Genomic DNA, 23,850 nt, shown 5'->3' with positions numbered 1-23,850 from the left:
TTCGCAGCCGCGTAGAACAACCCTTGGCCGGGATGCCGCGTCCGAGGTCCTGTGATTCCCGCCACGCAGCCAGTCCGGGGCCCTGGGATGACAGGCTGTCGTTATCTTTTGGGGGCGATTTTGGGCACAATCAAAGGCATGACTTCTAGCGCTGCAACATCAGATGGCACGGTTCTTGACGCTGGCCATCCGCTCAAGGACGGGCGCACTGCCGACTCGCCGCTCATCACTGCATACCGTGGCGGCAAGCCCAGCCGCAGGCCGGTGTGGTTCATGCGCCAGGCCGGCCGGTCGCTGCCGGAATACCTGAAGGTGCGCGAGGGCGTGGCCATGCTTGACTCGTGCCTCCGGCCGGAACTCGCTTCGGAGATCACCCTCCAGCCTGTGCGCCGCCACGACGTTGACGCGGCTATCTTCTTTTCCGATATCGTCATTCCGCTCAAGCTGGCCGGCGTCGGCGTGGACATTGTTCCGGGCGTGGGCCCCGTGCTCAGCAAGCCCGTGCGCACCGCTGAAGACGTCGCGGCGCTGCCCACGCTCACCTGGGAGGCGCTGGAGCCGATCCGCGAAGCCGTCCGCCTGACGGTGGCCCAGCTAGGCAAGACGCCGCTCATTGGGTTTGCCGGAGCACCCTTCACCCTCGCCGCCTACATGGTCGAGGGCAAGCCGTCCCGCGACCACCTCGGTCCGCGCACCATGATGCATGCTGACCCGGAGACATGGACGGCCCTGGCCAACTGGGCTGCCGACGCCTCGGGGTTGTTCCTGCGGGCACAGCTGGAAGCGGGAGCCTCGGCAGGGCAGCTGTTCGATTCCTGGGCCGGGTCCCTCGGCCTGGCTGACTACACCCGCTTCGTGGCACCGGCGTCGGCCCGGGCGCTTGACCACGTCCGGCACCTGGGCGCACCGCTGATCCACTTCGGTACCGGAACGTCGGAACTCCTGGTCGCGATGCGCGACGTCGGTGTCGACGTCGTTGGCGTCGACTACCGGCTGCCGCTTGAGGAAGCCAACCGCCGGCTGGGCGGCACGGTGCCCCTGCAGGGCAACATCGATCCGGCCCTCCTGTCCGCCCCGTGGGAGGTGCTGGAAGCCCATGTCCGGGAGGTCATCGCGTCCGGTTCCTCTGCACCAGGCCACGTCCTGAACCTTGGCCACGGCGTGCCGCCGGAAACTGACCCGGACGTGCTGACACGCGTCGTGACGCTGATCCACTCCATCTCCCCGGAGTAGGACATGGAGGCGGGAACCCCTCCGGCGGCCGGACAAACAGCCCTGGTGGTGGGCGGCGGCATCTCGGGCCTCCTTGCGGCACGGGAACTTGCCCAGGCCGGAGCGGCCGTCACGCTGCTGGAAGCCACCGACTCGTGGGGCGGCTGCGTCGGCCGGCATGAGGTCGCCGGACTGACACTGGACAGCGGTGCCGAATCGTTCGCCACGCGCTCCGGCGCAGTGGCCGACCTCGCCCGGGAGCTGGGTCTCGCCGAAGCCATCGTCGCCCCCCACCCCGGCGGTGCCTGGGTGCAGCTGCCGGACGGCCCCCGTGAGCTTCCCAAGACCGGCATCCTCGGCATTCCGGCAAACCCCTGGGACCCGGAGGTGCGCCGCTCACTGGGGATCGCCGGATCCCTCCGGGCGTCGCTGGACAGGATCCTGCCCTCCTCCGTGGGAACCACTGCCGACGTCGCAAGTGTCTCCGCCCTGGTCCGGGCCAGGATGGGGCGGCGCGTCCTCACTCGGCTCGTCGAACCGGTGGTTGGCGGTGTGCACTCGGCCGACGCCGCTCTCCTGGATGTGGACATGGTCGCTCCCGGCCTCCGCGCCGGAATCGCCCGGCACGGGTCGCTGGCGGCGGCCGTGGCCGCACAGCGCCGGGCGCCGGCAGAAGGTGCCCGGGGCGCCAAGGCAGGCTCCGCCGTCGCCGGGCTGAAGGGCGGCATGCACACCATGGTGTCCGCCCTTGTGGCGGACCTGCGTCGCCGGGGCGTGGAGATGGTCACCGGAAGCCAGGCCCGCTCGGCCATGCGGACCCCGGATGGCTGGCGGATCGCTACGGGCAGCGGCAACCTCCCTGCGACGACGTACGACGCCGGCGTACTGGTGGTCGCGCTCGACGGCCCCGCAGCCGTCGGACTGCTTGAGGAGGCGGTGCCTGCCCTGGCCGGCCACCGGCCGGGCCCCGGACCGGAAGTGAAACTGGTGACGCTCGTCGCCGACCTTCCGGAGCTGGACCGGCGCCCGCGCGGAACGGGGATCCTGGTGGCTCCGCAGACTCCCGGAATCCGGGCCAAGGCGCTTACGCATGCGACGGCCAAGTGGGACTGGCTGGCTGCGGCAGCGGGACCGGGCCGGCATGTTGTGAGGCTTTCGTACGGCCGCCGCGACAGCGCCGCGGCTGGCGGGGAGGGCCGAGGATCCCACGACGCGGCTGGCTTGCCGGATGCGGCCTTGCTGGAACTCGCCCTCCATGACGCCTCCGCCCTGCTGACAGTGCCAGTGACCGCGGACAGCCTGGTGGGCTGGGACGTGGTCTCGTGGGCCGGCGCCCTTCCGTTCGCCGCAGTGGGGCACCGGCAAAGGGTTGCCGAAGTGCGCCGGATCTGCGGCGACAGCAGCGGACTCGTGCTGGTGGGCGGCTGGCTCGCCGGAAACGGACTGGCCGCCGTGGTGGCAGACACCAGGAAGCAACTGCGCCGTTTTCTGGAGTAATCCACTGCTCCGGCGCCACAGTCCGGTCCTTAGTAATAGCGAGCATTGGCGCCCGCAATACCCGCTCGCCCTGCCGGAAGCAAGTTTTTCATCCCGGCGTTTTGTGTCTAGGGTCGAAACTATGGTCGATCAGAAGTCCGAGAATTTTCGTACGCTGACCGGTAACCATGGGGGACTTCGGCGTGGCACGGCAGCAGCTGCGCTCGGAGCGGTACTGGTCTTATCCGCAGGCGTCCCTGCATCCAACGCTGCAGTGCCGGCATTGCTGGCCGACACAGATGGCGCGCCCGCTCCGGAACCGGCTGTGAGCCAGCTCAGCGCCACCGTGTCCGGGACCCTCAGCCTCGACGCCTGGGCAGGTTCCGTCCTTGGCGATGAGGACGACGACGAGTCGTCCGCCTCGCCCACGCCGACGCTGTCCCCGACGGTCTCACCCTCCGCCACCCCGTCGCCCATCGTTCCGGTGCCGACGCTGCCTAAAACGCCCCTACCGACGACACCGCCGGCGCCCACCCCGACACCTTCGCCCTCCAGCACATCCACGTCCGGCCCGTCCCAGACGCCGTCGCCGACGCCCACCGAGGCCCGGCCTGGCTACTCACCGGCGGCCACCGCTCCCGTGCCTGCCGGGCAGGGCACGCCGGCGGCCGGGCCCGGAGGGGCAACCCAGCCGGCAACACAGCCGGCACCGGCAGTGCAGCCTGCGCCGGCGGCCCCGGCAACCGTCCCGTCAGCCGAAAGCCCGGTGCCCGCTGCGGCGGGGGGTGCCTCAGTGGACCGCAGGACGGACGGCACATTGGATGCGGCTGCCGCCCGGCCCGGTGCCGCCGGCATCGCGTCCGGCGTCTGGGGCTCGGCGCGCCTGTCCCGTCCGATGAACATGGGAACAGTGGACTACCGGTATTCGGCGGTCAAGCCCAACAGTGCCATTCTTGGCTCCTCGCAGACCGGCCCGGTTTCGCCGCTGGTATGGGTAGGCGCCGGGCTCGTGCTGCTTGCCGGTGCAGCCGGCCTGGTGGCATACAAAATGCGCAAAGCCCTGTAGCCCCGTAACGAAGCGACGAACAGTCCGCCGAGATCCGACCCTGTGAAATACCCCACTTCTACACGCTGTAGAAGTGGGGTTTTTCGACTTGGGCGCATGGAACGGGCAGTATGGTATCCATGAGCCACACTCCTGCCGAATCTGTCACCAAAACCGAAGAATCAGCCGAGCAGTTCTTCACCCTCTGGACCGTATTCAAGCGCTCCGCCGAGGTCCTCCGCAGCGCAGATGCCGCCGAGGATTTCGATGCCCTGGTTGCGCGCCTGGCCGAGGGCGGGGTGACCTACCGCGGAAGCTATGACGTCTCCGCCATGCGTGCCGATGCCGACGTCATGGTCTGGCTGCACGGGCCAAAGCCCGAGGCGCTGCAGCAGGCGATCCGGGATATCCGCCGGAGCAAGCTGTTCGCCGGAACCGAACTCGTATGGTCCGCCATGGGCGTGCACCGGGAAGCGGAGTTCGCCAAGAACCACACGCCGGCCTTTTCCCGCGGGGTGGCGCCGGCCGAATGGCTCTGTGTCTACCCGTTCGTCCGGTCCTACGAGTGGTACCTGCTGCCCGAAGAAGAGCGCGGCAAGATGCTCCGGGACCACGGCATGCTGGGCCGCGACTTCCCGCAGGTCATTTCGAACACCGTGTCCTCGTTTGCGCTCGGGGACTGGGAATGGATCCTCGGGCTGGAAGCCCCCGAACTCGTCGACCTGGTGGACCTGATGCGCCACCTGCGGTCCACGGAGGCCCGCAACCACGTACGCGAGGAAATTCCGTTCTACACCGGCCGGCGCATTACCGCGGGGGAGATTGCCGAGGTACTGGCATGAGCCCGCTGGATCCCCAGGAGTCTGGCATTGCGGTAAACCCCGTGACGGAGGCCGGCAGGATGGCCCCCAAGAATTATGACGCGGTTCTCCTCGCATCCTTCGGCGGCCCAGAAGGGCAGGACGATGTCATCCCCTTCCTGCGCAATGTGACACGCGGCCGCGGCATCCCGGATGAGCGGCTCGAAGAGGTATCCCACCACTACCGCGCCAACGGCGGCATCAGCCCGATCAACCAGCAGAACCGCGAACTCAAGGCGGCGCTGGAGGCAGAGCTGGCCCGCCGGGGCATTGGCATGCCGGTGCTTTGGGGCAACCGCAACTGGGATCCCTACATCCCGGAAACCCTCCAGGACGCCTACGACGCCGGCCACCGCAAGCTGCTCATGGTCACCACGAGTGCCTACTCCTGTTACTCCAGCTGCCGCCAGTACCGCGAAGACATCGGCATGGCGCTGACCGAGACGGGCCTCGACGGCAAGCTCGAGGTGGACAAGGTCCGGCAGTACTTCGACCACCCCGGTTTCGTCGAGCCCTTCATCGAGGGGACGGCCGCCGGGATTGCCGACGTCCGTGCCCAGCTCGCCGCTGCCGGAACGCCGGACGCACCCGTCCACGTTCTCTTTGCCACGCATTCCATCCCCACCCGCGACGCCGACGCCGCCGGAAAGTCCCCGGATGAGCCCCGCGAATTCGCCGAGGGCTCTGCCTACGTCGCGCAGCATCTGGCAACGGGCACCGAAGTCATGCGCCGGGTGGAAGAGGAATCCGGCCTGTCCGCGCCCTGGTCCCTCGTGTACCAGTCCCGGTCCGGCGCTCCCCACGTGCCCTGGCTCGAGCCCGACATCAACGATGCCATCGAGGACCTGTCCAAGCAGGGGGCCAAGGGCATCGTCATCGTTCCGCTGGGCTTCGTCAGCGACCACATGGAAGTGGTCTGGGACCTTGATACGGAGGCGCTGGAGACCTGCGCTAACCTTGGGCTCGCGGCCACCCGTGTTCCGACGCCGGGCACCCACCGCCGTTTTGTCAACGGACTGGTGGACCTCATCTGTGAACGTACTGTGGCGAACAACATCGGGGACCGCCCGGCAGCCACTCCGCTGGGTCCCTGGTACGACGTTTGCCGTCCCGGCTGCTGCGCCAACTTCCGCGGCGAAAAGCCGACCATCGCCGGCGCTGACACCACCGTGGGAACCGGCCACGACCCCTACCCATCAGTGAGGCAGGACACGCAGTGACTGTTCGGATCGGCACGCGGGCAAGCAAGCTCGCCCTTACCCAGACGCAGCAGACCGCTGACCTGCTGGCCGCCGTCGGGGGCTTTCCCGTGGAACTCGTGCACATCAGGACCGAGGGGGACGTCCTCAAGGGATCGCTGTCGCAAATGGGAGGCACGGGCGTGTTCGTGGCGGCGCTCCGGGACGCCCTGCTGCGCAATGAGTGCGATGTTGCGGTGCACTCCCTGAAGGATCTCCCCACGGGCCCGGCTGTCGGCCTGGCCCTTGCGGCGACTCCGCCGCGGGTGGACGTCCGCGACGTCCTGTGCGCCCGCGACGGCCTCAAACTGGCCGACCTTCCGAAAGGTGCACGGGTGGGCACCGGATCACCCAGGCGCGCCGCGCAGCTCCGGGCTGTCCGTCCCGACCTGGACATCGTGGACATCCGCGGCAACGTGGACACCCGCCTCGGGCGCGTTCCTGGCCTGCCGGGCAACGCCACCGACGAGGTGGTGGCCGGCAAGTCCGGTGACCTGGACGCGGTTGTCCTCGCCGCCGCGGGCCTGGAGCGCATCAGCAGGCTGGACACCGTCACGGAATACCTGGACACGGACATTATGCTGCCGGCCGCCGGCCAGGGGTCCCTGGCCATCGAATGCCGCACGGCTGATGCCCCCCGCCAGGCAGGCTCCACCGCGGGATCGCAGGGCGTCCTCGCGCAGGCACTCGCGGCGCTTGATGACCAGGACACCCGGCTGGCCGTTACCGCGGAGCGGGCGCTGCTGGCGCGGCTCGAGGCTGGATGCGCAGCCCCCGTGGGCGCCTACGCCTACCGCAAGGGCAGCATGCTGCACCTCGAAGCTGTGGTCTGCGCCGTCGACGGCACGGCAACCGTGCGCGACAAGCGCGCCACGGACGGCCTGACTGAAGTCGGTGCCACACTGCTGGGCATTGAGCTGGCCGAGGTCCTCCTGGCCGCCGGGGCCGCCGACATCGCGGACCTGACGGCGTCCTGAGAGGCCGGCAGGGAACGACTTCATGGGACAGAGGGGCGAAGGTCCGGCCACCGGCCGTGCCGGGCACCGGCACGGGGCGGAACGCACAGCGACGGAACCGACGGGCCCGCGGCCGCTCGAGGGCGACCGCATTCTGGTCACCCGCAGCCCCGACCGTGCCGGAACGTTCGTCGCGCAGCTGCGGCTCGCCGGCGCCGATCCGCTCCTGCTTCCGCTGAAAGACTTCGAACGCGCGTCGGACCAGGCAGCCCTGGACGAGGCCTTCAATGCCCTCGGCTCCGGGCAGTATGCCTGGCTCGTGGTCAGCAGCGCCACCACGGTCCTGGCGCTGCAGATCAAGGCCGCCGAGCGGCAAGTGGCCTTGCACCAGTGGATTCCCGCCGCCACGCGCGTCGCTGCGGTAGGCCCGTCCACCGCGAACGCCCTTGAGGACGCCGGAGTGGCAGTCCACCTGGTACCGCAGCACGAACATTCCGCGGCCGGTCTCGCCGGGGAATGGCCCGCAGGTCCCGCCACGGTGCTCCTGCCCCAGGCGGACATTGCCGCCCCCACCCTCGCCCTCGGCCTCAGCGCCAAAGGGGCGGACGTGAGGACAGTCGTGGCCTATCACACGGTGGATTACCCGGCGGAGCCCGGCCGCCGGCTTGCCGCACCGGGAACGTCCGGCGGCGTGGCGAAGACGCTCACGCCGGCGGAAGCCAAAGCCTGCATATCCGACGGCGGGATTGCCGCCGTCGTCGCTGCTTCTCCAAGCGCCGCCCGCCGCATCCATGCGGCGCTTTCCCCGCTGGGCGCCTGCCGCTTTGTCGCCGTCGGCAAGACAACGGCCGCCGCAGCGGAAGCGCTCGGGCTGACGGTCGCCGCCACGGCAGTCGAAGCCACACCTGCGGGGCTTGTCGCTGCCGTGGTCCGGGCCGTTCATCCCGGGACAGCACCCAATCCCGACATCCATTCGTCAGCATCAGGCACCCAGTGAAGGACAGGACATGAGTTTTCCGAACCACCGCCCGCGGCGGCTCCGCACCACCCCCGCGATGCGCAGGCTCACTGCCGAGAACCGGCTCGCCCCCGCGGATCTGATCCTCCCCGCCTTCATCCGCGAAGGCCTCTCGGAGCCCAACCCGATTGCCTCCATGCCCGGCGTCGTGCAGCACACCACTGAGACGCTGAAGCGTGCCGCGTCGGAGGCCGTGGAACTGGGCGTGGGCGGAATCATGCTGTTCGGCATTCCGGCGCAGCGCGACGCCGAGGGCACCGCCTCCCTCGATCCGGACGGCGTCCTGAACAAAGCCATCCGCGACGTCCGGGCCGAGGTGGGCGACGACCTGGTGGTCATGAGCGACGTGTGCCTGGACGAATTCACCGACCACGGCCACTGCGGCGTCCTGGACGCCAACGGGTATGTGGACAACGACGCCACGCTGGACATCTACGCCAGGATGGCGGTGGCCCAGGCCGACGCCGGGGCGCACGTGCTGGGCCCGTCCGGCATGATGGACGGCCAGGTAAGCGTCATCCGGCAGGCACTCGAAGACGCCGGGCACGTCAACACGGCGGTGATTGCCTACGCTGCCAAATATGCGTCGGCGTTCTACGGACCGTTCCGGGAAGCGGTGGACTCCCAGTTGAAGGGGGACCGCCGGACCTACCAGATGGACGCCGCGAACCGGCGCGAGGCCATCCAGGAAGTGGAGCTTGACCTAGCCGAAGGGGCCGACATGGTGATGGTCAAGCCCGCCATGAGCTACCTCGACATCCTGAGGGACGTTGCCGAGATGAGCCCCGTGCCCGTGGCCGCGTACCAGATCTCGGGGGAGTACGCCATGATCGAGGCGGCGGCCGGGAACGGCTGGATCGACCGCCGGGCGGCCATCACGGAGTCCGTTCTGGGCATCCGCCGCGCAGGGGCCAACATGGTCCTCACGTATTGGGCGAGCGAGCTGGCCGGCTGGCTGAAGGAATCCTGATGAGCGAAACGCCGGAGGATTCTTCCACCCAGGATTCTTCCACGAGGGCTTTTTCCACCCAGGCGGGTCCCACCGAACCGGTTGGGCCCGGCCGGATCCTGCTGGGGGTGAACACCTTCGGGGACACCGGAACCGGGGCGGACGGACGTCCGGTGCCGCACGCCCAGGTGCTGCGGCAGCTGCTTGAACAGGCAGAGCTGTCCGACGCCGTCGGACTTCACGCCTTCGCCGTGGGTGAGCACCACCGCCGGGATTTTGCGGTCTCCGCGCCCGAGGTCTTCCTCGCGGCCGCCGCCGGGCGGACCAGGCAGATCCGGCTCGGCTCGGCCGTCACGGTGCTGAGCTCCGACGACCCCATCCGGGTCTTCCAGCGCTTCGCGACGCTGGACGCGCTCTCCAACGGGCGGGCTGAGGTGATGCTGGGCCGGGGCTCGTTCGTCGAGTCCTTTCCGCTGTTCGGCTTCGACCTGGCGGACTATGACGTCCTCTTCGAGGAAAAGCTTGAGCTGTTCGACAAGGTCCGGGCGCAGAAACCCGTGCACTGGGAGGGCCGCACCCGGCCGGCCCTGAGTGGGCTGAACGTTTATCCGCACCTTGAAGGCCACCTCCTGCCGACCTGGATCGGCGTGGGCGGCACACCCGAATCCGTGCTGCGGTGTGCCGAGTACGGCTACCCCATCATCTTCGCGATCATCGGCGGGCAGCCGAGGTCCTTCGCGCCGCTGGCCAACCTCTACCGGGAAGCCATGGCCAAGTACGGCCATTCCATGCAGCAGATGGCCACGCACTCGCCCGGACATGTGGCCGCCACTGACGAAGAAGCACGCGAGGAATACTTCCCGCACTGGCTCGAGCTACGGAACCGGATCGGCGCCGAACGCGGCTGGGGCCCGGCGAGCCGCGGCGAATTCGACGCAATGTGCACGCCCGAGGGGGCCCTGTACGTCGGCTCTCCCGAAACCGTGGCGCAGAAGATCGTGAGGCTGAAACACAACCTCGGCGTGGACCGTTTCGATCTCAAGTACAGCAGCGGGTCCCTGCCGCACGCCGCCATGATGCGCTCCATTGAGCTGCTGGGCACGGCCGTGGCACCCCGCGTCAACGAACTCCTGAAAGAATAGGACGCATGACTTCCACCATGCCTCACAATGAGGAACTCTTCGACCGCGCCCGCCAGCTGATGCCGGGCGGCGTGAACTCCCCTGTCCGTGCGTTCGGCTCTGTGGGCGGAACCCCGCGGTTCATGGTCTCGGCCAGGGGCCCGTACCTGACGGATGCCGACGGCAACGAGTACGTCGACCTGGTCTGCTCCTGGGGCCCGGCGCTGCTCGGCCACGCCCATCCGGCCGTCCTCGAGGCCGTGCACGCAGCGGTGGACCGCGGGCTGTCCTTCGGCGCGTCCACCCCGGACGAGGCCAACCTTGCGGCAATCGTCAAGGAACGCGTTTCCGCGGTGGAGCGGATCCGGATGGTGTCCACCGGCACCGAGGCCACCATGACGGCCATCCGGCTGGCCCGTGGCTTCACCGGCCGCAACCTCGTGATCAAGTTCGCGGGCTGCTACCACGGCCACCTGGACGGCCTGCTCGCCTCAGCCGGCTCTGGTGTGGCCACGCTGGCCCTGCCCGGCTCTGCCGGGGTCACGGCGGCGACGGCCGCCGAAACACTGGTCCTGCCGTACAACGACCTCGGCGCCGTCGAGGCCGCCTTCGCCGAGCACGGCCCCAACATCGCTGCCGTGATCACCGAAGCGGCCCCTGCCAACATGGGCGTGGTCACCCCGGGCGAGGGCTTCAACGCCGGGTTGTCCCGCATCACGGCCGCCCACGGCGCGCTGCTGATCGTGGACGAGGTCCTCACCGGCTTCCGCACCGGCTACGCCGGCTACTGGGGCCTTACGGGCGGCGCCGCGGATGCCACGGAACAGTGGACCCCTGACCTGCTCACCTTCGGAAAGGTGATCGGCGGGGGCATGCCGACGGCGGCCCTCGGCGGCCGTGCGGACGTCATGGACTACCTCGCGCCGATTGGCCCGGTCTACCAGGCCGGCACGCTCTCCGGCAACCCGGTGGCCATGGCCGCCGGCGTGGCCACCCTCACGCACGCCACCCGCGATGTTTACTCGTTTATCGATGCGCGGTCGCTTGAGCTGTCCTCGGCCCTGTCCTCGGCACTGGACGACGCCGGCGTGGACCACTCGATCCAGCGCGCCGGAAACCTGTTCTCGGTGGCCTTCGGCACCTCGGAGCACGGCGTCCACAACTACAGCGACGCCCAGAAGCAGGACGTGTTCCGGTATGCGCCGTTCTTCCACTCCATGCTGGACTCCGGCGTCTACCTCCCGCCGTCAGTCTTCGAGGCCTGGTTCCTCTCGGCTGCACACGACGACGCCGCAATGAACAGGATCTTCGACGCACTGCCCGCCGCCGCGCAGGCGGCCGCCGCAGCGAAGGCCTGACCCGCCGTCGTCCGTCCTGGTGCCGGCCGCCAGGACGGCCGGGTGGCAACAAAAAACTCCGGACCCGCGAGGCGGGTGCCGGAGTTTTTTGTCGTCTCCCGGTGTAGCGGGCAGACGCGGCTTTCCTAGAAAGCCGGGGTTACATCACCGTTGGGCCATTCCTTCTCGATGAAGGCCTTGACCTCGGGGGAGTGGAGGAGTTCGTCCAGCTTCTTGATGCGGGCGTCGTCCTTCGACTCCTCCCGCCAGGCCAGGAAGTTGGCGTACGGGTTGTTGTCGGTGGACTCAACAGCCAGCGCATCCTTGGTGCTGAGGCCCGCCTTGAGGATGAAGTTGCCGTTGATGAGCGCAAGGTCCACGGAAGGGTCCTTGAGGTCGTTGATCAGCAGTTCCGGCTGGTTCTCGGAGAACTTGAGCTTCTTGGGGTTCTGCTCATCGGTCAGCGCGATCACGGAGGTGTCGTCCTTGATGTCCTTGACCAGGCCGGCCTTTTCGAGGACACGGAGGGCGCGGACCTGGTTGGAGGGATCGTTGGTGATGGCGATCTTCGCGCTGTCCTTGATCTCGCTGATGTCCTTGACCTTCTCGGAGAAGGCGGCGTACGGCTCGATGTGGACGCCCTCGCCGTGGCCGAACTTGTAGCCCTTGGTCTTGACCTGGTCGTCGAACCACGGCTTGTGCTGGTAGTAGTTGGTGTCCAGCGAGCCGTCGCTCAGCGCGGTGTTGGGCGTCTGGTAGTCCTCGATCTCCTTGATGTCCAGCTTGAGGCCGGCCTTCGGGGCGAGGTCCTGGTTGATGAATTCCAGGATCTTGGCCTGCGGCACCGGGCTCGCGCCGACGCTGAGCGTCGCGGGCTTGGCCGGATCCAGCGTCTGGGTCTCGGCGCTAGGGGCGGACGAACCGCCGCATGCGGTCAGCGTCAGGGCAGTGACGATGCCCGTCGCCAGGAGGGTGAGTGATTTACGCATCGGATGCGTTCCTTTCGAAATAGCCTGGAGCCCGACGGCGGTGCCGGGGGATCCGGTTCAGATGCAGTGAGCGGCTACTCGCTGCGTTGAAGATTTGGCGGTGGCCCGCCGTCCGGCGGGTTGTCCCCGTCTAACGGTGGTCAAGGCTCCGGGAGATCCATTCACCGGTCAGCTGGATGACCTGCACCAGCACGATGATGAGCACAATGGTGACGAGCATGACCGTGACGTCGAAACGCTGGAACCCGTAGTTGTACGCGAGCTTTCCCAGTCCGCCGCCGCCGACCAGGCCGGCCATGGCGCTGTAGCCCACCAGGGTCACCACCGTGGTGGTTGCGGCCGCGACAAGGGCCGGGAGGGATTCGGGCAGCATCACCTTGTTGATGACCTGCATCCTCGTGGAGCCCATGACCTGTGCGGCATCAATCTTGCCGTGGTGGACATCCCGCAGGCACGCTTCAACGAGACGGGCGAAGAACGGAATGGTCCCGATGGACAGCGAAACGGACGCCGCGACCGGTCCGAGGCTCGTGCCCACCAGCAGCCGGGCCAGCGGGATCAGTGCCACCATCAGGATGGCGAACGGGATGGAGCGGGTGATGTTGACGACGATGTCGCTGACGATCCGGTTCACCACGGGCATGGGACGGAGCCCGCCCGGTGCCGTGGCGTGCAGGAAGACGCCGAGCGGAAGCCCGACCAGCACAGTGAAGAAGCCGGAGATCCCCACCATCTGGAGCGTTTCTACGATCGCCTCGGGAAGGGCCTTGGCCAGGACGGGGTTGCTGAAGATGTCGTTCACTTGGAGTCTCCCGTCTCGACGGCAAAGTCAGCCGTGTCTGAGGCGAAGTCCGACTCGTCGGACCGGTCGGTGGCGTCCGCCAGTTTCGCGCTGATGCCGCGGTCGCGGAGATACCCCAGCACAGCGTCGTAGTCCGCGTGGTCAGCCAACTGGACCCGCAGATGCCCGAACTGCTGTCCGCCGAGCGTCTCCACGCTCCCGGCGAGGACGTTCAGGTCGATGTCGAAATGCCGCGCGACGCTCGTGAGCACAGGCTCCTTGGCGCTTTCGCCGGAAAACAGGATCTCCAGCACGGGGCCGGCCTGGAGGGCTCCCTTGATCGGTTCCGACGCCGGCAGGGGCAGGAGCGCCCGAGCGAGTTTGCTGTCGAGTTCCGCAGCGACGTCGGCCAGTTCGCCGGCTTCAACCACGCGGCCCTTGGCCAGGAGGGATACCGATCCGCAGACACGCTTCACCACGTGCATCTCATGGGTGATGATCAGGACGGTGAGCTGCAGCCGCCGGGTCAGGTCCTGGATGAGGTCCAGGATCTCGTCGGTGGTGGCCGGGTCGAGCGCTGACGTCGGCTCATCGCAGAGCAGGACGTCGGGATCGGACGCGAGTGCCCGGGCGATGCCCACGCGCTGGCGCTGGCCACCGGACAGCTGTGACGGGTAGGCGTTTTCGAAACCCTCCAGGCCCACGAGCTTCAGGAGTTCCGCCACCTTCGTCCGGACCGTGTCCTTCGGTGTCTTGACGAGCTCCAGGGGATGCGCGACATTGCCTGCCGCGGTCCGGGAATCCATCAGGTTGGCGTGCTGGAACACCATGCCGATCCGGCGTCGGGCCGCACGGATCTCGGAGTCCCTGACGGAACTGAGTTCCGTGCCATCAATGTTCACAGAGCCGGACGTGGGGCGGTCCAAGAGGGTCAGGCACCGGACCAGCGTGGACTTACCGGCCCCGGAATGGCCGATGATGCCGTGGATGGAGCCTTTGGGGACGGAAAGCGAGACCCCGTCGAGGGCCACTACTTCCTTTTTCCCCTGACGGTAGACCTTGCGCAGGTCTGTAACTGTGATCATGTATCCTCAGGCGGTAGGGGCCGGGCAGGGCATAGCACAAGCGCGCTTCTGAACTAAATTATGTCAGCGCTGGGATATGGCAGCCAGTTCCGAAGATTCTTCGGAACTCACACATGTTTGACGCATGATCGGGAGCCGCCCATGGGCGCTGGCCGCGAGATGCGCACTGTATCCGCCTGTCCGTGAATCGCAGCCGGGCGGCTTGGCTCCCGTGTCGACCCCGGGCACTGTGATCTTTGTCCCAGCTGCCGGGCGGAATAAGGCTAAAAGTCGCCCCGGCTGGCATCTTCCGGAGGCAGGACGGGCCAGTCGCCCTCGATGACCGCGGCCGGTTTGGTCTTGCGGAGGTATTGCTGGAAGTCCGCCGCCTGGCTGACCGCCCAGTCGACCTGCAGCTGATGCAGCTGGCTGGCCGGAAGCTTCAGCTTCGGGAACTTGCCTGCCATCGCGTCCAGCATCCGGAGCGTGGCCAGGGCATCCGCGGCGGAGGTGTGGGCGTTTTCGAGGTCGACGCCGTATTCCTCGCAGAGTGCTGTCAGCGTGCGTTTGCCCTTGCGGTAGCGGTCCACCTGCTTGTTCATGATGTACGGATCGAGAACGGGAAACCTGCTGAGCTGAGGGACGCCGTAGCGGGCGGATTCGGCCGCCAGGACGGTGAAGTCATAGCTGGCGTTGAAGGCGATCACCGGCACCCCCGTATCAAAGAGCTGCTGCAGTACGGCGGCGACTTCCCGGGTGACCTCCGCGGCAGGCCGGCCGTTGCTGCGCGCATGCTCGGTGGTGATCCCGTGAATGTCACTGGCCTCCGTCGGAATCTCGACCCCGGGGTCCGCCAGCCACTCATGTTCCTCGATGACACCCCCGGCCGCGTCCACCACGGTCACGGACGCTGTCACGATCCGGGCGGCGCGGGAATTCCGGCCCGTCGTTTCAAGGTCGAAGGCGGCCCGGGGGAGGGTGTTCCAAGTGCTCATGGGACCCACGCTACCGGGTGGCACCGACAGTTTTTTGCACGTGCCGTGCGTGTCCGCGGGGGCGGGCTGCCGCCGGATCCGCGGTCGTCGGCACGGACGGCTCACCGATAGTCTGAAGCCATGCGGACGGAGTATGTCGAGGCGGTGTTGGCTGTGGTGGAACTCATACCGGCTGGCTCGGCCGTCGCCTATGGGGATGTCGCAGAACTGATCGGGTCCGGGGGTCCGCGGCAAGTGGGTTCGGTCATGAGCCACTATGGCAGCGGAGTGCCCTGGTGGCGCGTGCTCAGGGCAAACGGCCAGGCCCCGGAGGGCTTGGAAGCTGAAGCACTGCAGTACTACGTGCAGGAGGGCACACCGCTGCGAGGTGACTTCCAGCGCTTTGCCAGGACAGGCGAGGGCCGCTGGCGCGTTGACCTGGCGGCCGCCCGGTGGGCGCCGTCCGACGCCGACTTCGACACCTTGGACGCCATCGCCGAACGGCTGGAAGCGTCGCTGCGTAAATTGTCAGCGGCAAATGATGGAATGTCTGAGTGACCGCAACTATCCAGCAGCCCGCCGAGCTGTTCCCAGACGCGCCGTTTCCCGGGGCAACGGAGCACCGGGAGTCCTACGCAGCATCCCAGCCGCTCGCCGGCGCCGGTCTCCGCCTCTTGCCGCCGCGCCAGGTCCACAGCGCCGTTCCTGTGCTTTCCGAAGACCAGGTCGCGGCGGTGGAAGTACCGCAAGGCTCTGGTCCCGTGCTGGTCCCCGGAGCGCCGGGCACGGGCAAGTCGACCGTCCTCATCGAAGCGGCAGTCCGGCGCGTGGAGATGAATGCCGCGGACCCGGAGCGGATCCTGATCCTTGCCCCGGGCAGGCTGGCCGCGGACACCCTGCGTGACCGCTTCACGGCACGGCTGAACCGAAGCCTGAGTACCACTCCCGCGCGGACCTGGGCGTCCTACGCCTTCGATCTGATCCGGCGCGCCAAGGCTGAGGGGATCTTGCCGCTGCCTCGTGCGCCGCGCCTGCTGTCCGGCCCGGAACAGGACCTCATCATCAAGGAGTTGCTGGACGGCCACGCCCTCCCGGGGCTGGGACTGCCCTGGCCGGCAGACCTGAACGCCGCCCTGTCCACCCGCGGTTTCCGGCAGGAAGTCCGGCAGCTGTTTGACCGCATCATCGAATCCGGACGAACGCCGCAGGACCTGGAACGCCTCGGGCATGAGTGCGGCCGGCCGGACTGGATCGCAGCCGCTGCCCTGTATGCCGAATACCGCGATGTCCTGGACCTCCGCATGCCTGAAGCCTTTGATCCGGCCGGCATCATCACGGCTGCGCGGCAGCTGTTCCAGGATTCAACCGATTTCCTGGCGGCGGAGCGGGAACGCCTCCAGTTGATCCTTGTCGACGATATTCATGAAGCCAATCCTGCGGTCTTTGAGCTGTTGGCTGACATTGCCGGCGGCAAAGAGGTTTTTGTCACATCCTCCCCGGACACCGTCGTCCAGGGGTTCAGGGGCGCGCGGCCGGACCTTGTGGCAGAGCTGCCGCGCCTGCTGGCGGGCGGTGACAGCGGCGGAGTTGTGGAACGGCCGCTGCGGTATTCACACCGGCACCAGCCGGCGGTGGCGCAGGCCTGGATGGGTGTGGCCAGCCGGATCGCCCTGCGCGCGGGCGGACAGCTGGCGCGGCGTCTCGATGCACCCGACACCGGCCAGCGCCCTGGCGGGGAACCGGCTGGGCATGCACGCCGGAGCACCGGAGGAACTGTCGAGGCGCACCTGTTGCCCTCCGCGGTTCACGAGCTGCGGTACGTGGCCCAACGGATCCTCGAAGCCCAGATTAACGATGGCCGCGAACTCGGGGACATGGCTGTGATTGTCCGCAACGGCGGCCAGCTCAGCCAGCTCCAACGCTATCTGTCCGGCCAGGGCATTCCGGTGCGGATTCCCGTGGCGGAGTCCGCGGTCCGGGACGAAGTAGCTGTGCGCCCGCTGCTCGATGCCTTCGCCGTGGCCCTTGACCCTGACCTGTTGACGCCGGAATCGGCGGTATCGCTGTTGACCTCGCGGATCGGTGGAGCCACCTCCCTGGAACTCCGCAGGCTCCGCCAGTCGCTGCGCCGGGAGGAAATCCTCGGCGGCGGCGGACGCTCCAGCGACTCCCTGCTGGTGGAGGCTCTCACCGAGCCCGGCGCGCTCGCTTCCCTGGGCATCGAGGGCCGGTCGGCCCGCCGTGTCGCGAGGATGATCGACGCGGGGCGCCGTGCAGCAGCCGAAGCCGGTGCGAACGCCGAAACCGTGCTGTGGGCGCTGTGGAGTTCCACCGGCCTGGCAGGGTCCTGGACGGCGGCTGCACTGTCCGGGGGGCTCGTGGGCGCGAGGGCGGACCGCGACCTGGACGCCATGATGGCGCTGTTCCACACGGCCGAACGCTACGTCGACCAGATGCCGGGTTCCGGTCCGGTGCAGTTCCTTGAGTACTTGCTCAGCCAGGAGTTGCCAATGGACACCCTGGCGGCGCGTGCGCAGGTCGATGACGCCGTGGAACTGATGACACCTGCCAGCGCTGCCGGGAGGGAGTGGCCGGTGGTCATCGTGGCAGGACTTCAGGAAGGCGTCTGGCCGAATACCCGGCTGCGCGGCGAGCTGCTGGGCAGCACACTGTTTGCCGACGCCGTGGAACATGGCGTGGAGTACGCGCTCCAGCTCGACCCGCTGAGCAGGCTCCGCGAGATCAGGTACGACGAACTCCGGAGTTTCTCGACGGCGGTGTCACGCGCCAGGGAAATCCTGATTTGCACTGCCGTGGCCTCGGAGGATGAACAGCCGTCCTCGTTCCTGGACTACGTCGCTCCGCTGCGGCCGGACCAGGACGGGAGGGGATTCACCTCCGTGGAGCGGCCACTGACGCTCCGGGCACTGGTGGCGGAACTCCGCCAGTACGCCCAGCTTGACGGAAGGTTTCCTGCGGAGTCTGACGAGGCCGTTAGGGTCCTCGCACGCCTCGCAACCGCAGATCCTCCGGTTCCCGGGGCACACCCCCATACCTGGTGGGGGCTGGCGCCCCTGACGTCCGAGGAGCATATTGTGCCGCCTGGCGGCACCGTCTACGTGTCGCCCTCGAAGGTGGAGTCCGTCCAGAAATCGCCATTGGACTGGTTCATCCAGGCTGCCGGCGGCGAGGCAGCCACCGACTTCTCCAGGAGCCTGGGCACGCTGGTGCACTCCATCGCCCAGGACATTCCGGACGGTTCGGGAGCCGAATACCTCGCCGAGCTCGTCCGGCGCTGGCCCGCCCTGGGCATGAAGGACAACTGGGAAGGAAAACTGGACTTCCAGCGTGCTGAATCGATGGTGCGCAAACTTGCGCAGTACATCCTGGTGATGCGCAGCGAAGGCCGGCGGCTGGCCGGTGTGGAGCAGGACTTCGAGGTGCAGCTGACCCGGGCCGCGGACGGGCCTGACCCTGACCAGGAAGCCCGTTCCGCCGTACTGCGCGGCCAGGTGGACCGGCTGGAAATCGACTCCCAGGGGCGGCTGGTGATCGTTGACCTCAAAACCGGCAAGCGGCAGCCGGGGAAAGCCGAGCTCGGCCGGCACCCGCAGCTCGGCGCCTATCAGGCGGCGGTCCTGGCGGGGGGATTCGACGGTCCGGATATTCCTCCCGGCGCCCAGCCGGGAGGGGCCGTGCTGGCGCAGCTGGGCACCACGGCGAAGAGCCCCGGGGTCCAGCACCAGGATCCGCTGGACCCCGGGGACAACTGGGCGATGGACATGGTGACGGAGGCCGCGGACGTCATGTCCGGACGTGAATTCGAAGCACGGCACGATCCCTCAAAGGGCGGCTTCGGCGGCCACGGCTGCAGGCTTCCGGAAGTCTGCCCCCTCTGTGCCCGGGGAAAGCAGGTCACAGAATGAGCGCCCTCCCCGAACTCCCTGTCCTCCCCGAACTCCCCGTCCCCAGGTTCAGCCCGGAGGAGCTCTCGGGCCTGCTGGGGGAGAAGAACCTGCCCACGGCGGAACAGTCGGCCATCATCTCCTCGCCGCTGACCCCGCGGCTGGTGATTGCCGGTGCCGGGTCGGGCAAGACCGCCACCATGGCGGACCGTGTTGTCTGGCTGGTCGCCAATGGCTGGGTCAAACCCGAGGAAGTCCTCGGCGTCACCTTTACCCGGAAGGCCGCCGGCGAATTGGCGAGCCGCATCCGGGCCAAGCTTGGTTCGCTGCAGCGGATCGCGGCAGCCGACACGGGCCACTCGGTCTTTCCGGCCGGGATCCTCAGCACGGACGCCCTGGAACCGAAGGTGTCCACCTACCACTCCTTTGCCAGCGGCATCGTGTCCGACTACGGCCTCCGGCTGGGCATCGAGCGCGACGTCGTTCTGCTGGGCGGGGCCCAGGCCTGGCAGCTGGCGAGCGAAGTCGTCGAATCGTTCGACGGCGAATACTCCCACTTCCGGGTGGCCAAGTCCACGCTCGTCAAAGCCGTCATCCAGCTCGCGGGCGAATGCGCGGAGCACCTCCGGGAACCGGCCGAGGTCCACGACTGGCTGATGGAGCGGCTTGCCGGCTTTGAAGGCCTGCCGTACCTTGACGGCGCGAAGAAAAACCCCACCCAGGCCGCCGCCGAGCTCGGCGCGATGCTGCGGACGAGGGCCAGCGTGGCCGACCTCGTGGGCCGGTACTCCGAGGCCAAGAGGGCGCGGGGCGCACTGGACTTCGGCGACCTCGTCGCCCTGGCCGCGAAAGTGTCCCGGGAGGTCCCGCTTGCCGCCGACATGGAACGGCAACGGTACAGGGTGGTGCTGCTGGACGAGTTCCAGGACACGTCGCACGCGCAACTGGTCCTCTTCTCGCGGCTCTTCGGCGACGGGCATGCTGTCACTGCCGTGGGGGACCCCAACCAGTCCATCTACGGATTCCGCGGCGCGTCGGCCGGCCAGCTGTTCCACTTCGTCAGCGAATTCCCCGTCAAAGTCGCGGGGCAGGCATCAGGAGCCGGCGCCCGGTTCAGCCCGGCCCCCGTGTCCTACCTGACCACTGCGTGGCGGAACGGGCGCAACATTCTCGCGGCGGCCAACGTCATTTCAGCGCCGTTGAGCGCCGCGGCCGCGGCGGCAGGACCCGCCGGCCAGCGGACGTCGGCGGCCGCCGTCGAGGTTCCGCCGCTACAGCCCAGCCCGGCCGCATCCCAAGGGCGGGTGGTGATGGGACGGTTCGACACCGATGAAAACGAAGCGGCAGCGATTGCCCGGGACCTCCTGAAGTTCCGGGTGACCGATTTCGAAAAGCAGTCCGCCGCCGCGCCCGTCCCGCCTGCCATGGCGGTGCTGTGCCGCCGGCGGGCCCAGTTCGAGTGCATCCGCAAGGAATTCGACGCCAACGGGATCCCCTACGAAATCGTGGGACTCGGCGGCCTGCTGGACACTCCGGAAATCGTCGACCTCGTCTCGACACTGCGTGTCCTCGCCGATCCTGCACGGTCAGACTCCCTGATGCGGCTGCTGGCCGGCGCCAGATGGCGGATCGGCCCCGCAGACCTCATGGCGTTCCGTGACTGGGCGTCCTATCTCGCGCGCCGGCGCGGCCAAAATGCGGCCGATGCTGCCATCGCGGACGAGGAGCCAGGGTCCTCCGATGACGTCGTCATCGAGGGGGACCTGACAGACGCTTCGAGCCTCGTCGAAGCCCTGGACTGGTTGCCCAGGGACGGCTGGACGTCCGCGCAGGGGCGAAGCCTGACGGCGGCGGCCCTGGAACGCCTGCACAGGCTGGCCACCGAGCTGCGGCACCTGCGCGCGCTCATCGGGGACGACCTCACCACGCTCCTCGGCGAGGTGGAACGCGCCATGCTGCTGGACATTGAGGTCGCTGCCCGGCCCGGACTCAGCATCCACCAGGCCAGGCGGAACCTTGACGCGTTCCAGGACGCCGCCGCGGGCTTCCTGCAGACCTCGCACCGCGTGGATATCCTCGCCTTCCTGTCCTGGCTTGAAGCGGCGGCAGCAGAAGAGGGCGGCCTCGATGTACCGCCGTCCGACGTCAACCATGAAGCCGTCCAGCTGCTCACCGTCCACGCCTCCAAGGGACTTGAGTGGGATGTCGTATTCGTGCCGGGCCTGAATTCCGGGGCTTTCCCCAGCAGCCGTGACTCCCGGTGGAGCAGCGGTTCGGCTGCCTTGCCCTGGCCGCTCCGCGGGGACCGCGCTGACCTTCCCCAGTGGGATCTGGACCAGCCGGACCAAAAGGGGTGGCTCGACGCCGAGAAGGACTTCAAGGCGGCCGTGCAGGCACACGGGGAAGCTGAAGAGCGGCGGCTCGCCTACGTGGCGTACACGAGGGCAAAGCACGTGCTGTGGATTTCCAGCGCTGCCTGGGTCGGTGCCCGCGGGGGAATGGCCGAGATGTCGCCTTTCCTTGCCGAGCTTGCGCCCCTGGCGGGCATTGGCGAAACGGCAGGTGCAATAACGGCAGGCGGCACCGCGGCGGAAATCCATCCCGACTCCGTGGACGAAGCCTCGCTGCCGCAGGAAAGCCCCCTGACCCGCGACCTGGAAGTGGCCACCTGGCCGTACGATCCCCTGGAGGGGCCCGTTGACCCCCGAACGGGGACGCGGCTCCGGCTAGTCCCGGGACGGCGCACCGCAATGGACCGCGCCGCCTCCCGCCTGCTGCAGGAAATTGCCCTCCAGCGTTCCCAGACGGTCCAGGGCGCAGCCGCTGCGGAGGCTGCGGGCGGCAACAGCCGTGAACTCCGGCCGCTGGCTGCTGACTGGTCGCGGGAGGCCGCCCTGCTGCTCGAGCGGCGCGCCCGCCGGGCAAGCAGCCGCGACGTGCACCTGCCGGGACACATTTCCGCTTCCACGCTGGTTGCCCTTGACGAGGACCCCGCAGGAGTACTGCAGCGGCTCAGGCGTCCCGTCCCCCGGGAACCCGGAATGTCCGCCCGGAAAGGCACGGCATTCCACGCGTGGGTGGAAGAGTACTTCGGGACGTCCGGCATGCTGGACATCGATGAAGCCCCGGGATCCGATGACCATATTGACGAGGCATACGGCCTTGAGGACATGGTTGCCACGTTCAAGGAATCCGCATGGGCGCACCGGTCGCCAGCCCACGTCGAAGTGCCTGTCGAAACCCGGATCGGCGACGTCGTGGTCCGCGGCCGCATCGACGCCGTGTTCCGGGACGCCGACGGCGGCTGGGATCTCGTTGACTGGAAGACCGGGCGCCGGCCCTCGGCGGGGCAGCTGAAAACCAAGAGCGTCCAGCTCGCGGTATATCGGCTTGCCTGGGCCAGGCTCAAGGACGTTCCCGTTGACGCCGTTCGGGCCGCCTTCTACTACGTGGCTGACAACCAAGTGGTGCGCCCGCACGACCTCGCATCCGGCGAAGAACTTGAGTCCATCGTGGCCGCCGCCCTCGCCGATCCGGAGGGGTAGGAGGGGCAGGCCACCGGCGGGTACTCCGGAGACGGCAGTGCCGGGCCCAGCCCGGCACTGCCGCTCAGTTGGCCTTGGAGTCGACGATCGTGAGCGCCGTGGTGGACGTGTCGTCCGCCGAAAGCGCGGGCCGGTGCACTGCCGTGCTGTCTGGCGCTGCCGCGTTGTCAGAATCGGCTGCGTTGTTGGGCCCAGCCGGGCTGTCCGTGCTCTGCTGGCCGGGTTCCTCGACGGGAATGGGCGTGACATGCACCGCGGGCACCTGCTGGGAGACATCGGTGGCGGCGAAATCATTGGCGGCGGCGTCGGCTGGAGCCGGATCCGGGATGGGTTCGACGGAGACTGCGCCGGGTCGAGCTGCTGCCGGCCCGTCAGCCCCCTGCCCGGCAGGGAACGCGGCGGGACCTGTCGGCGCGGGCGGCGCCGACGGCTGCGGCAGGGGCTCCACGCTAATCGGCTGTCCGCCGTGCTCGGCGATGTCGTCCGCCAGGGTGTTGAGCATGGACTCCGCTTCGGCGATCATGCCGCGGTCGTCAGCCGCGATCCCCTTGACGAGGTATTGGGCCAGGGCGAATTCCGCCGAGAGAGCCGCCCGCCGGAGCAGGTGGATGTCCGGGGCGTCCCGTCGCTGCTCCCTGTAGTGGCGCACCACCGCATCCACGAAGTCCTGCTCGTTGGAGGCGACGAGCCACGCAAGGTCGTCGGCGGGATCGCCGATCCGGAGGTCCGTCCAGCCGGTGACGGCAGTGACCCGGTCCTCCTCGACCAGCAGGTTGTCCTCGTGAAGGTCGCCGTGGACCACACAGGGGTTGAAACGCCACAGCGAGACGTCTTCCATGGCGTGTTCCCAACGGCGGAGCAGCAGCGGCGGGATTTTTCCTGTGGTTGCCGCCATGTCGAGTTCATTGAGCCTGCGCTGCCTGAACTCATTCGGCGTGTAACTGGGCAGGTCCGCATTGCTGACCAGCGCACGCGGAAGGTCATGGATGGCAGCCAGCGCGGTGCCGATCTCCTTGGCGAGCTCCTGCGAGCCTGAGGTGAGCTCCTCGACCGTGCGCGTGGCGCCGTTCAGGTGGGAATACACGAACGTTGTCAGGTTCTCCTGCCGGACCGTTCCGGCCACGGTAGGCATCAGAAAAGGCAGTTCCGCCCGGATGGCCGGGGCGAAAGCACGGAGCACCAGGAATTCCGTCTCAAGCCGGGTGCTGGCTTCTGCATGCCGGGGCGAGCGCACCCGCCAGCGCTTGCCTTCGGAGTCGAGGAGGAGTGCCGAGTCGAAGTCCGCGGGGTCGTCCGGGGCGGAACTCACTGCGGTCGGGCTCAGTCCGGGGACTGCCGCGGTTGCCACAGCTGCCAGTTCGATCGGTTCTCTTCTCACGC

At 68.1% G+C, this 23,850-nt stretch carries 18 protein-coding genes; 13 read left to right on the top strand and 5 right to left on the bottom strand.

What is annotated here, in order from left to right:
- Nucleotides 1-138 precede the first annotated feature (138 nt).
- The 10 genes from hemE (at nucleotide 139) to hemL (ending at nucleotide 11,233) form a co-directional block, all read left to right on the top strand.
- Nucleotides 139-1,233 carry a uroporphyrinogen decarboxylase gene (gene hemE / locus JYA52_RS21580; protein WP_205655426.1) on the top strand — a complete coding sequence of 365 codons (1,095 nt, stop codon included), beginning with the start codon at nucleotides 139-141 and terminating at the stop codon, nucleotides 1,231-1,233.
- 3 nt (nucleotides 1,234-1,236) lie between these two features.
- Entirely contained in the window at nucleotides 1,237-2,709 is a 1,473-nt protein-coding gene (hemG, locus tag JYA52_RS21575; RefSeq protein ID WP_205655425.1) for a protoporphyrinogen oxidase, read from the top strand.
- Nucleotides 2,710-2,830: 121 nt separating this feature from the next.
- On the top strand, nucleotides 2,831-3,754 hold the full coding sequence (locus JYA52_RS21570; protein WP_205655424.1) for a hypothetical protein: 924 nt from the start codon (nucleotides 2,831-2,833) through the stop codon (nucleotides 3,752-3,754).
- 119 nt (nucleotides 3,755-3,873) lie between these two features.
- Complete coding sequence (gene hemQ / locus JYA52_RS21565) at nucleotides 3,874-4,575, top strand: hydrogen peroxide-dependent heme synthase (RefSeq protein ID WP_205655423.1); 702 nt, start codon at nucleotides 3,874-3,876, stop codon at nucleotides 4,573-4,575.
- A complete protein-coding gene (locus tag JYA52_RS21560; RefSeq protein ID WP_205655422.1) occupies nucleotides 4,572-5,813 on the top strand; it encodes a ferrochelatase in 1,242 nt (413 codons plus the stop codon). The genes hemQ and JYA52_RS21560 overlap by 4 nt, the downstream gene beginning before the upstream one ends.
- The gene (gene hemC, locus JYA52_RS21555; protein WP_205655421.1) at nucleotides 5,810-6,808 is read left to right on the top strand and encodes a hydroxymethylbilane synthase; all 999 of its coding nucleotides are present in this window, start codon (nucleotides 5,810-5,812) and stop codon (nucleotides 6,806-6,808) included. Before JYA52_RS21560 ends, hemC begins: the two co-directional genes overlap by 4 nt.
- 22 nt (nucleotides 6,809-6,830) lie before the next feature.
- Nucleotides 6,831-7,784, top strand: coding sequence for a uroporphyrinogen-III synthase (locus tag JYA52_RS21550; protein WP_205655420.1), 954 nt, complete (start codon nucleotides 6,831-6,833; stop codon nucleotides 7,782-7,784).
- 10 nt (nucleotides 7,785-7,794) lie between these two features.
- Nucleotides 7,795-8,775 (top strand): porphobilinogen synthase, encoded by a 981-nt coding sequence (gene hemB / locus JYA52_RS21545; protein WP_205655419.1) that lies wholly within the window; start codon nucleotides 7,795-7,797, stop codon nucleotides 8,773-8,775.
- A complete protein-coding gene (locus JYA52_RS21540; RefSeq protein WP_205655418.1) occupies nucleotides 8,775-9,896 on the top strand; it encodes an LLM class flavin-dependent oxidoreductase in 1,122 nt (373 codons plus the stop codon). The genes hemB and JYA52_RS21540 overlap by 1 nt, the downstream gene beginning before the upstream one ends.
- Nucleotides 9,897-9,901: 5 nt before the next feature.
- Entirely contained in the window at nucleotides 9,902-11,233 is a 1,332-nt protein-coding gene (gene hemL, locus JYA52_RS21535; protein WP_205655417.1) for a glutamate-1-semialdehyde 2,1-aminomutase, read from the top strand.
- A 125-nt stretch (nucleotides 11,234-11,358) separates the two neighbouring features.
- Here the strand turns inward: hemL and JYA52_RS21530 are convergent, their stop codons facing one another.
- The 4 genes from JYA52_RS21530 to JYA52_RS21515 form a co-directional block, all read right to left on the bottom strand.
- On the bottom strand, nucleotides 11,359-12,201 hold the full coding sequence (locus JYA52_RS21530) for a MetQ/NlpA family ABC transporter substrate-binding protein (protein ID WP_205655416.1): 843 nt from the start codon (nucleotides 12,199-12,201) through the stop codon (nucleotides 11,359-11,361).
- A gap of 130 nt (nucleotides 12,202-12,331) precedes the next feature.
- Nucleotides 12,332-13,003 carry a methionine ABC transporter permease gene (locus JYA52_RS21525; RefSeq protein WP_205655415.1) on the bottom strand — a complete coding sequence of 224 codons (672 nt, stop codon included), beginning with the start codon at nucleotides 13,001-13,003 and terminating at the stop codon, nucleotides 12,332-12,334.
- A complete protein-coding gene (locus JYA52_RS21520; RefSeq protein ID WP_205655414.1) occupies nucleotides 13,000-14,067 on the bottom strand; it encodes a methionine ABC transporter ATP-binding protein in 1,068 nt (355 codons plus the stop codon). Before JYA52_RS21520 ends, JYA52_RS21525 begins: the two co-directional genes overlap by 4 nt.
- 263 nt (nucleotides 14,068-14,330) lie before the next feature.
- On the bottom strand, nucleotides 14,331-15,041 hold the full coding sequence (locus JYA52_RS21515; RefSeq protein ID WP_205655413.1) for a 3'-5' exonuclease: 711 nt from the start codon (nucleotides 15,039-15,041) through the stop codon (nucleotides 14,331-14,333).
- Between the two features lie 120 nt (nucleotides 15,042-15,161).
- On the opposite strand from JYA52_RS21515, the gene JYA52_RS21510 reads away from it, so the two are divergent.
- The 3 genes from JYA52_RS21510 (at nucleotide 15,162) to JYA52_RS21500 (ending at nucleotide 22,470) form a co-directional block, all read left to right on the top strand.
- Nucleotides 15,162-15,578: an MGMT family protein gene (locus tag JYA52_RS21510; RefSeq protein ID WP_205655412.1), complete on the top strand. Its 417-nt coding sequence runs from the start codon at nucleotides 15,162-15,164 to the stop codon at nucleotides 15,576-15,578.
- A gap of 116 nt (nucleotides 15,579-15,694) precedes the next feature.
- Nucleotides 15,695-18,946 carry an ATP-dependent helicase gene (locus JYA52_RS21505; RefSeq protein ID WP_240460686.1) on the top strand — a complete coding sequence of 1,084 codons (3,252 nt, stop codon included), beginning with the start codon at nucleotides 15,695-15,697 and terminating at the stop codon, nucleotides 18,944-18,946.
- On the top strand, nucleotides 18,943-22,470 hold the full coding sequence (locus JYA52_RS21500; RefSeq protein ID WP_205655411.1) for an ATP-dependent helicase: 3,528 nt from the start codon (nucleotides 18,943-18,945) through the stop codon (nucleotides 22,468-22,470). Before JYA52_RS21505 ends, JYA52_RS21500 begins: the two co-directional genes overlap by 4 nt.
- Nucleotides 22,471-22,534: 64 nt before the next feature.
- Here the strand turns inward: JYA52_RS21500 and JYA52_RS21495 are convergent, their stop codons facing one another.
- Nucleotides 22,535-23,848 (bottom strand): macrolide 2'-phosphotransferase, encoded by a 1,314-nt coding sequence (locus JYA52_RS21495; protein WP_205655410.1) that lies wholly within the window; start codon nucleotides 23,846-23,848, stop codon nucleotides 22,535-22,537.
- Between the last annotated feature and the right edge of the window lie 2 nt (nucleotides 23,849-23,850).

It is taken from the genome of Arthrobacter pascens, from assembly GCF_017052465.1.
Classification (GTDB): Bacteria; Actinomycetota; Actinomycetes; order Actinomycetales; family Micrococcaceae; genus Arthrobacter; species Arthrobacter pascens.
The sequence above is the reverse complement of the archived record's forward strand: the minus strand, read 5'-3'. Positions and strand labels throughout refer to the sequence as shown.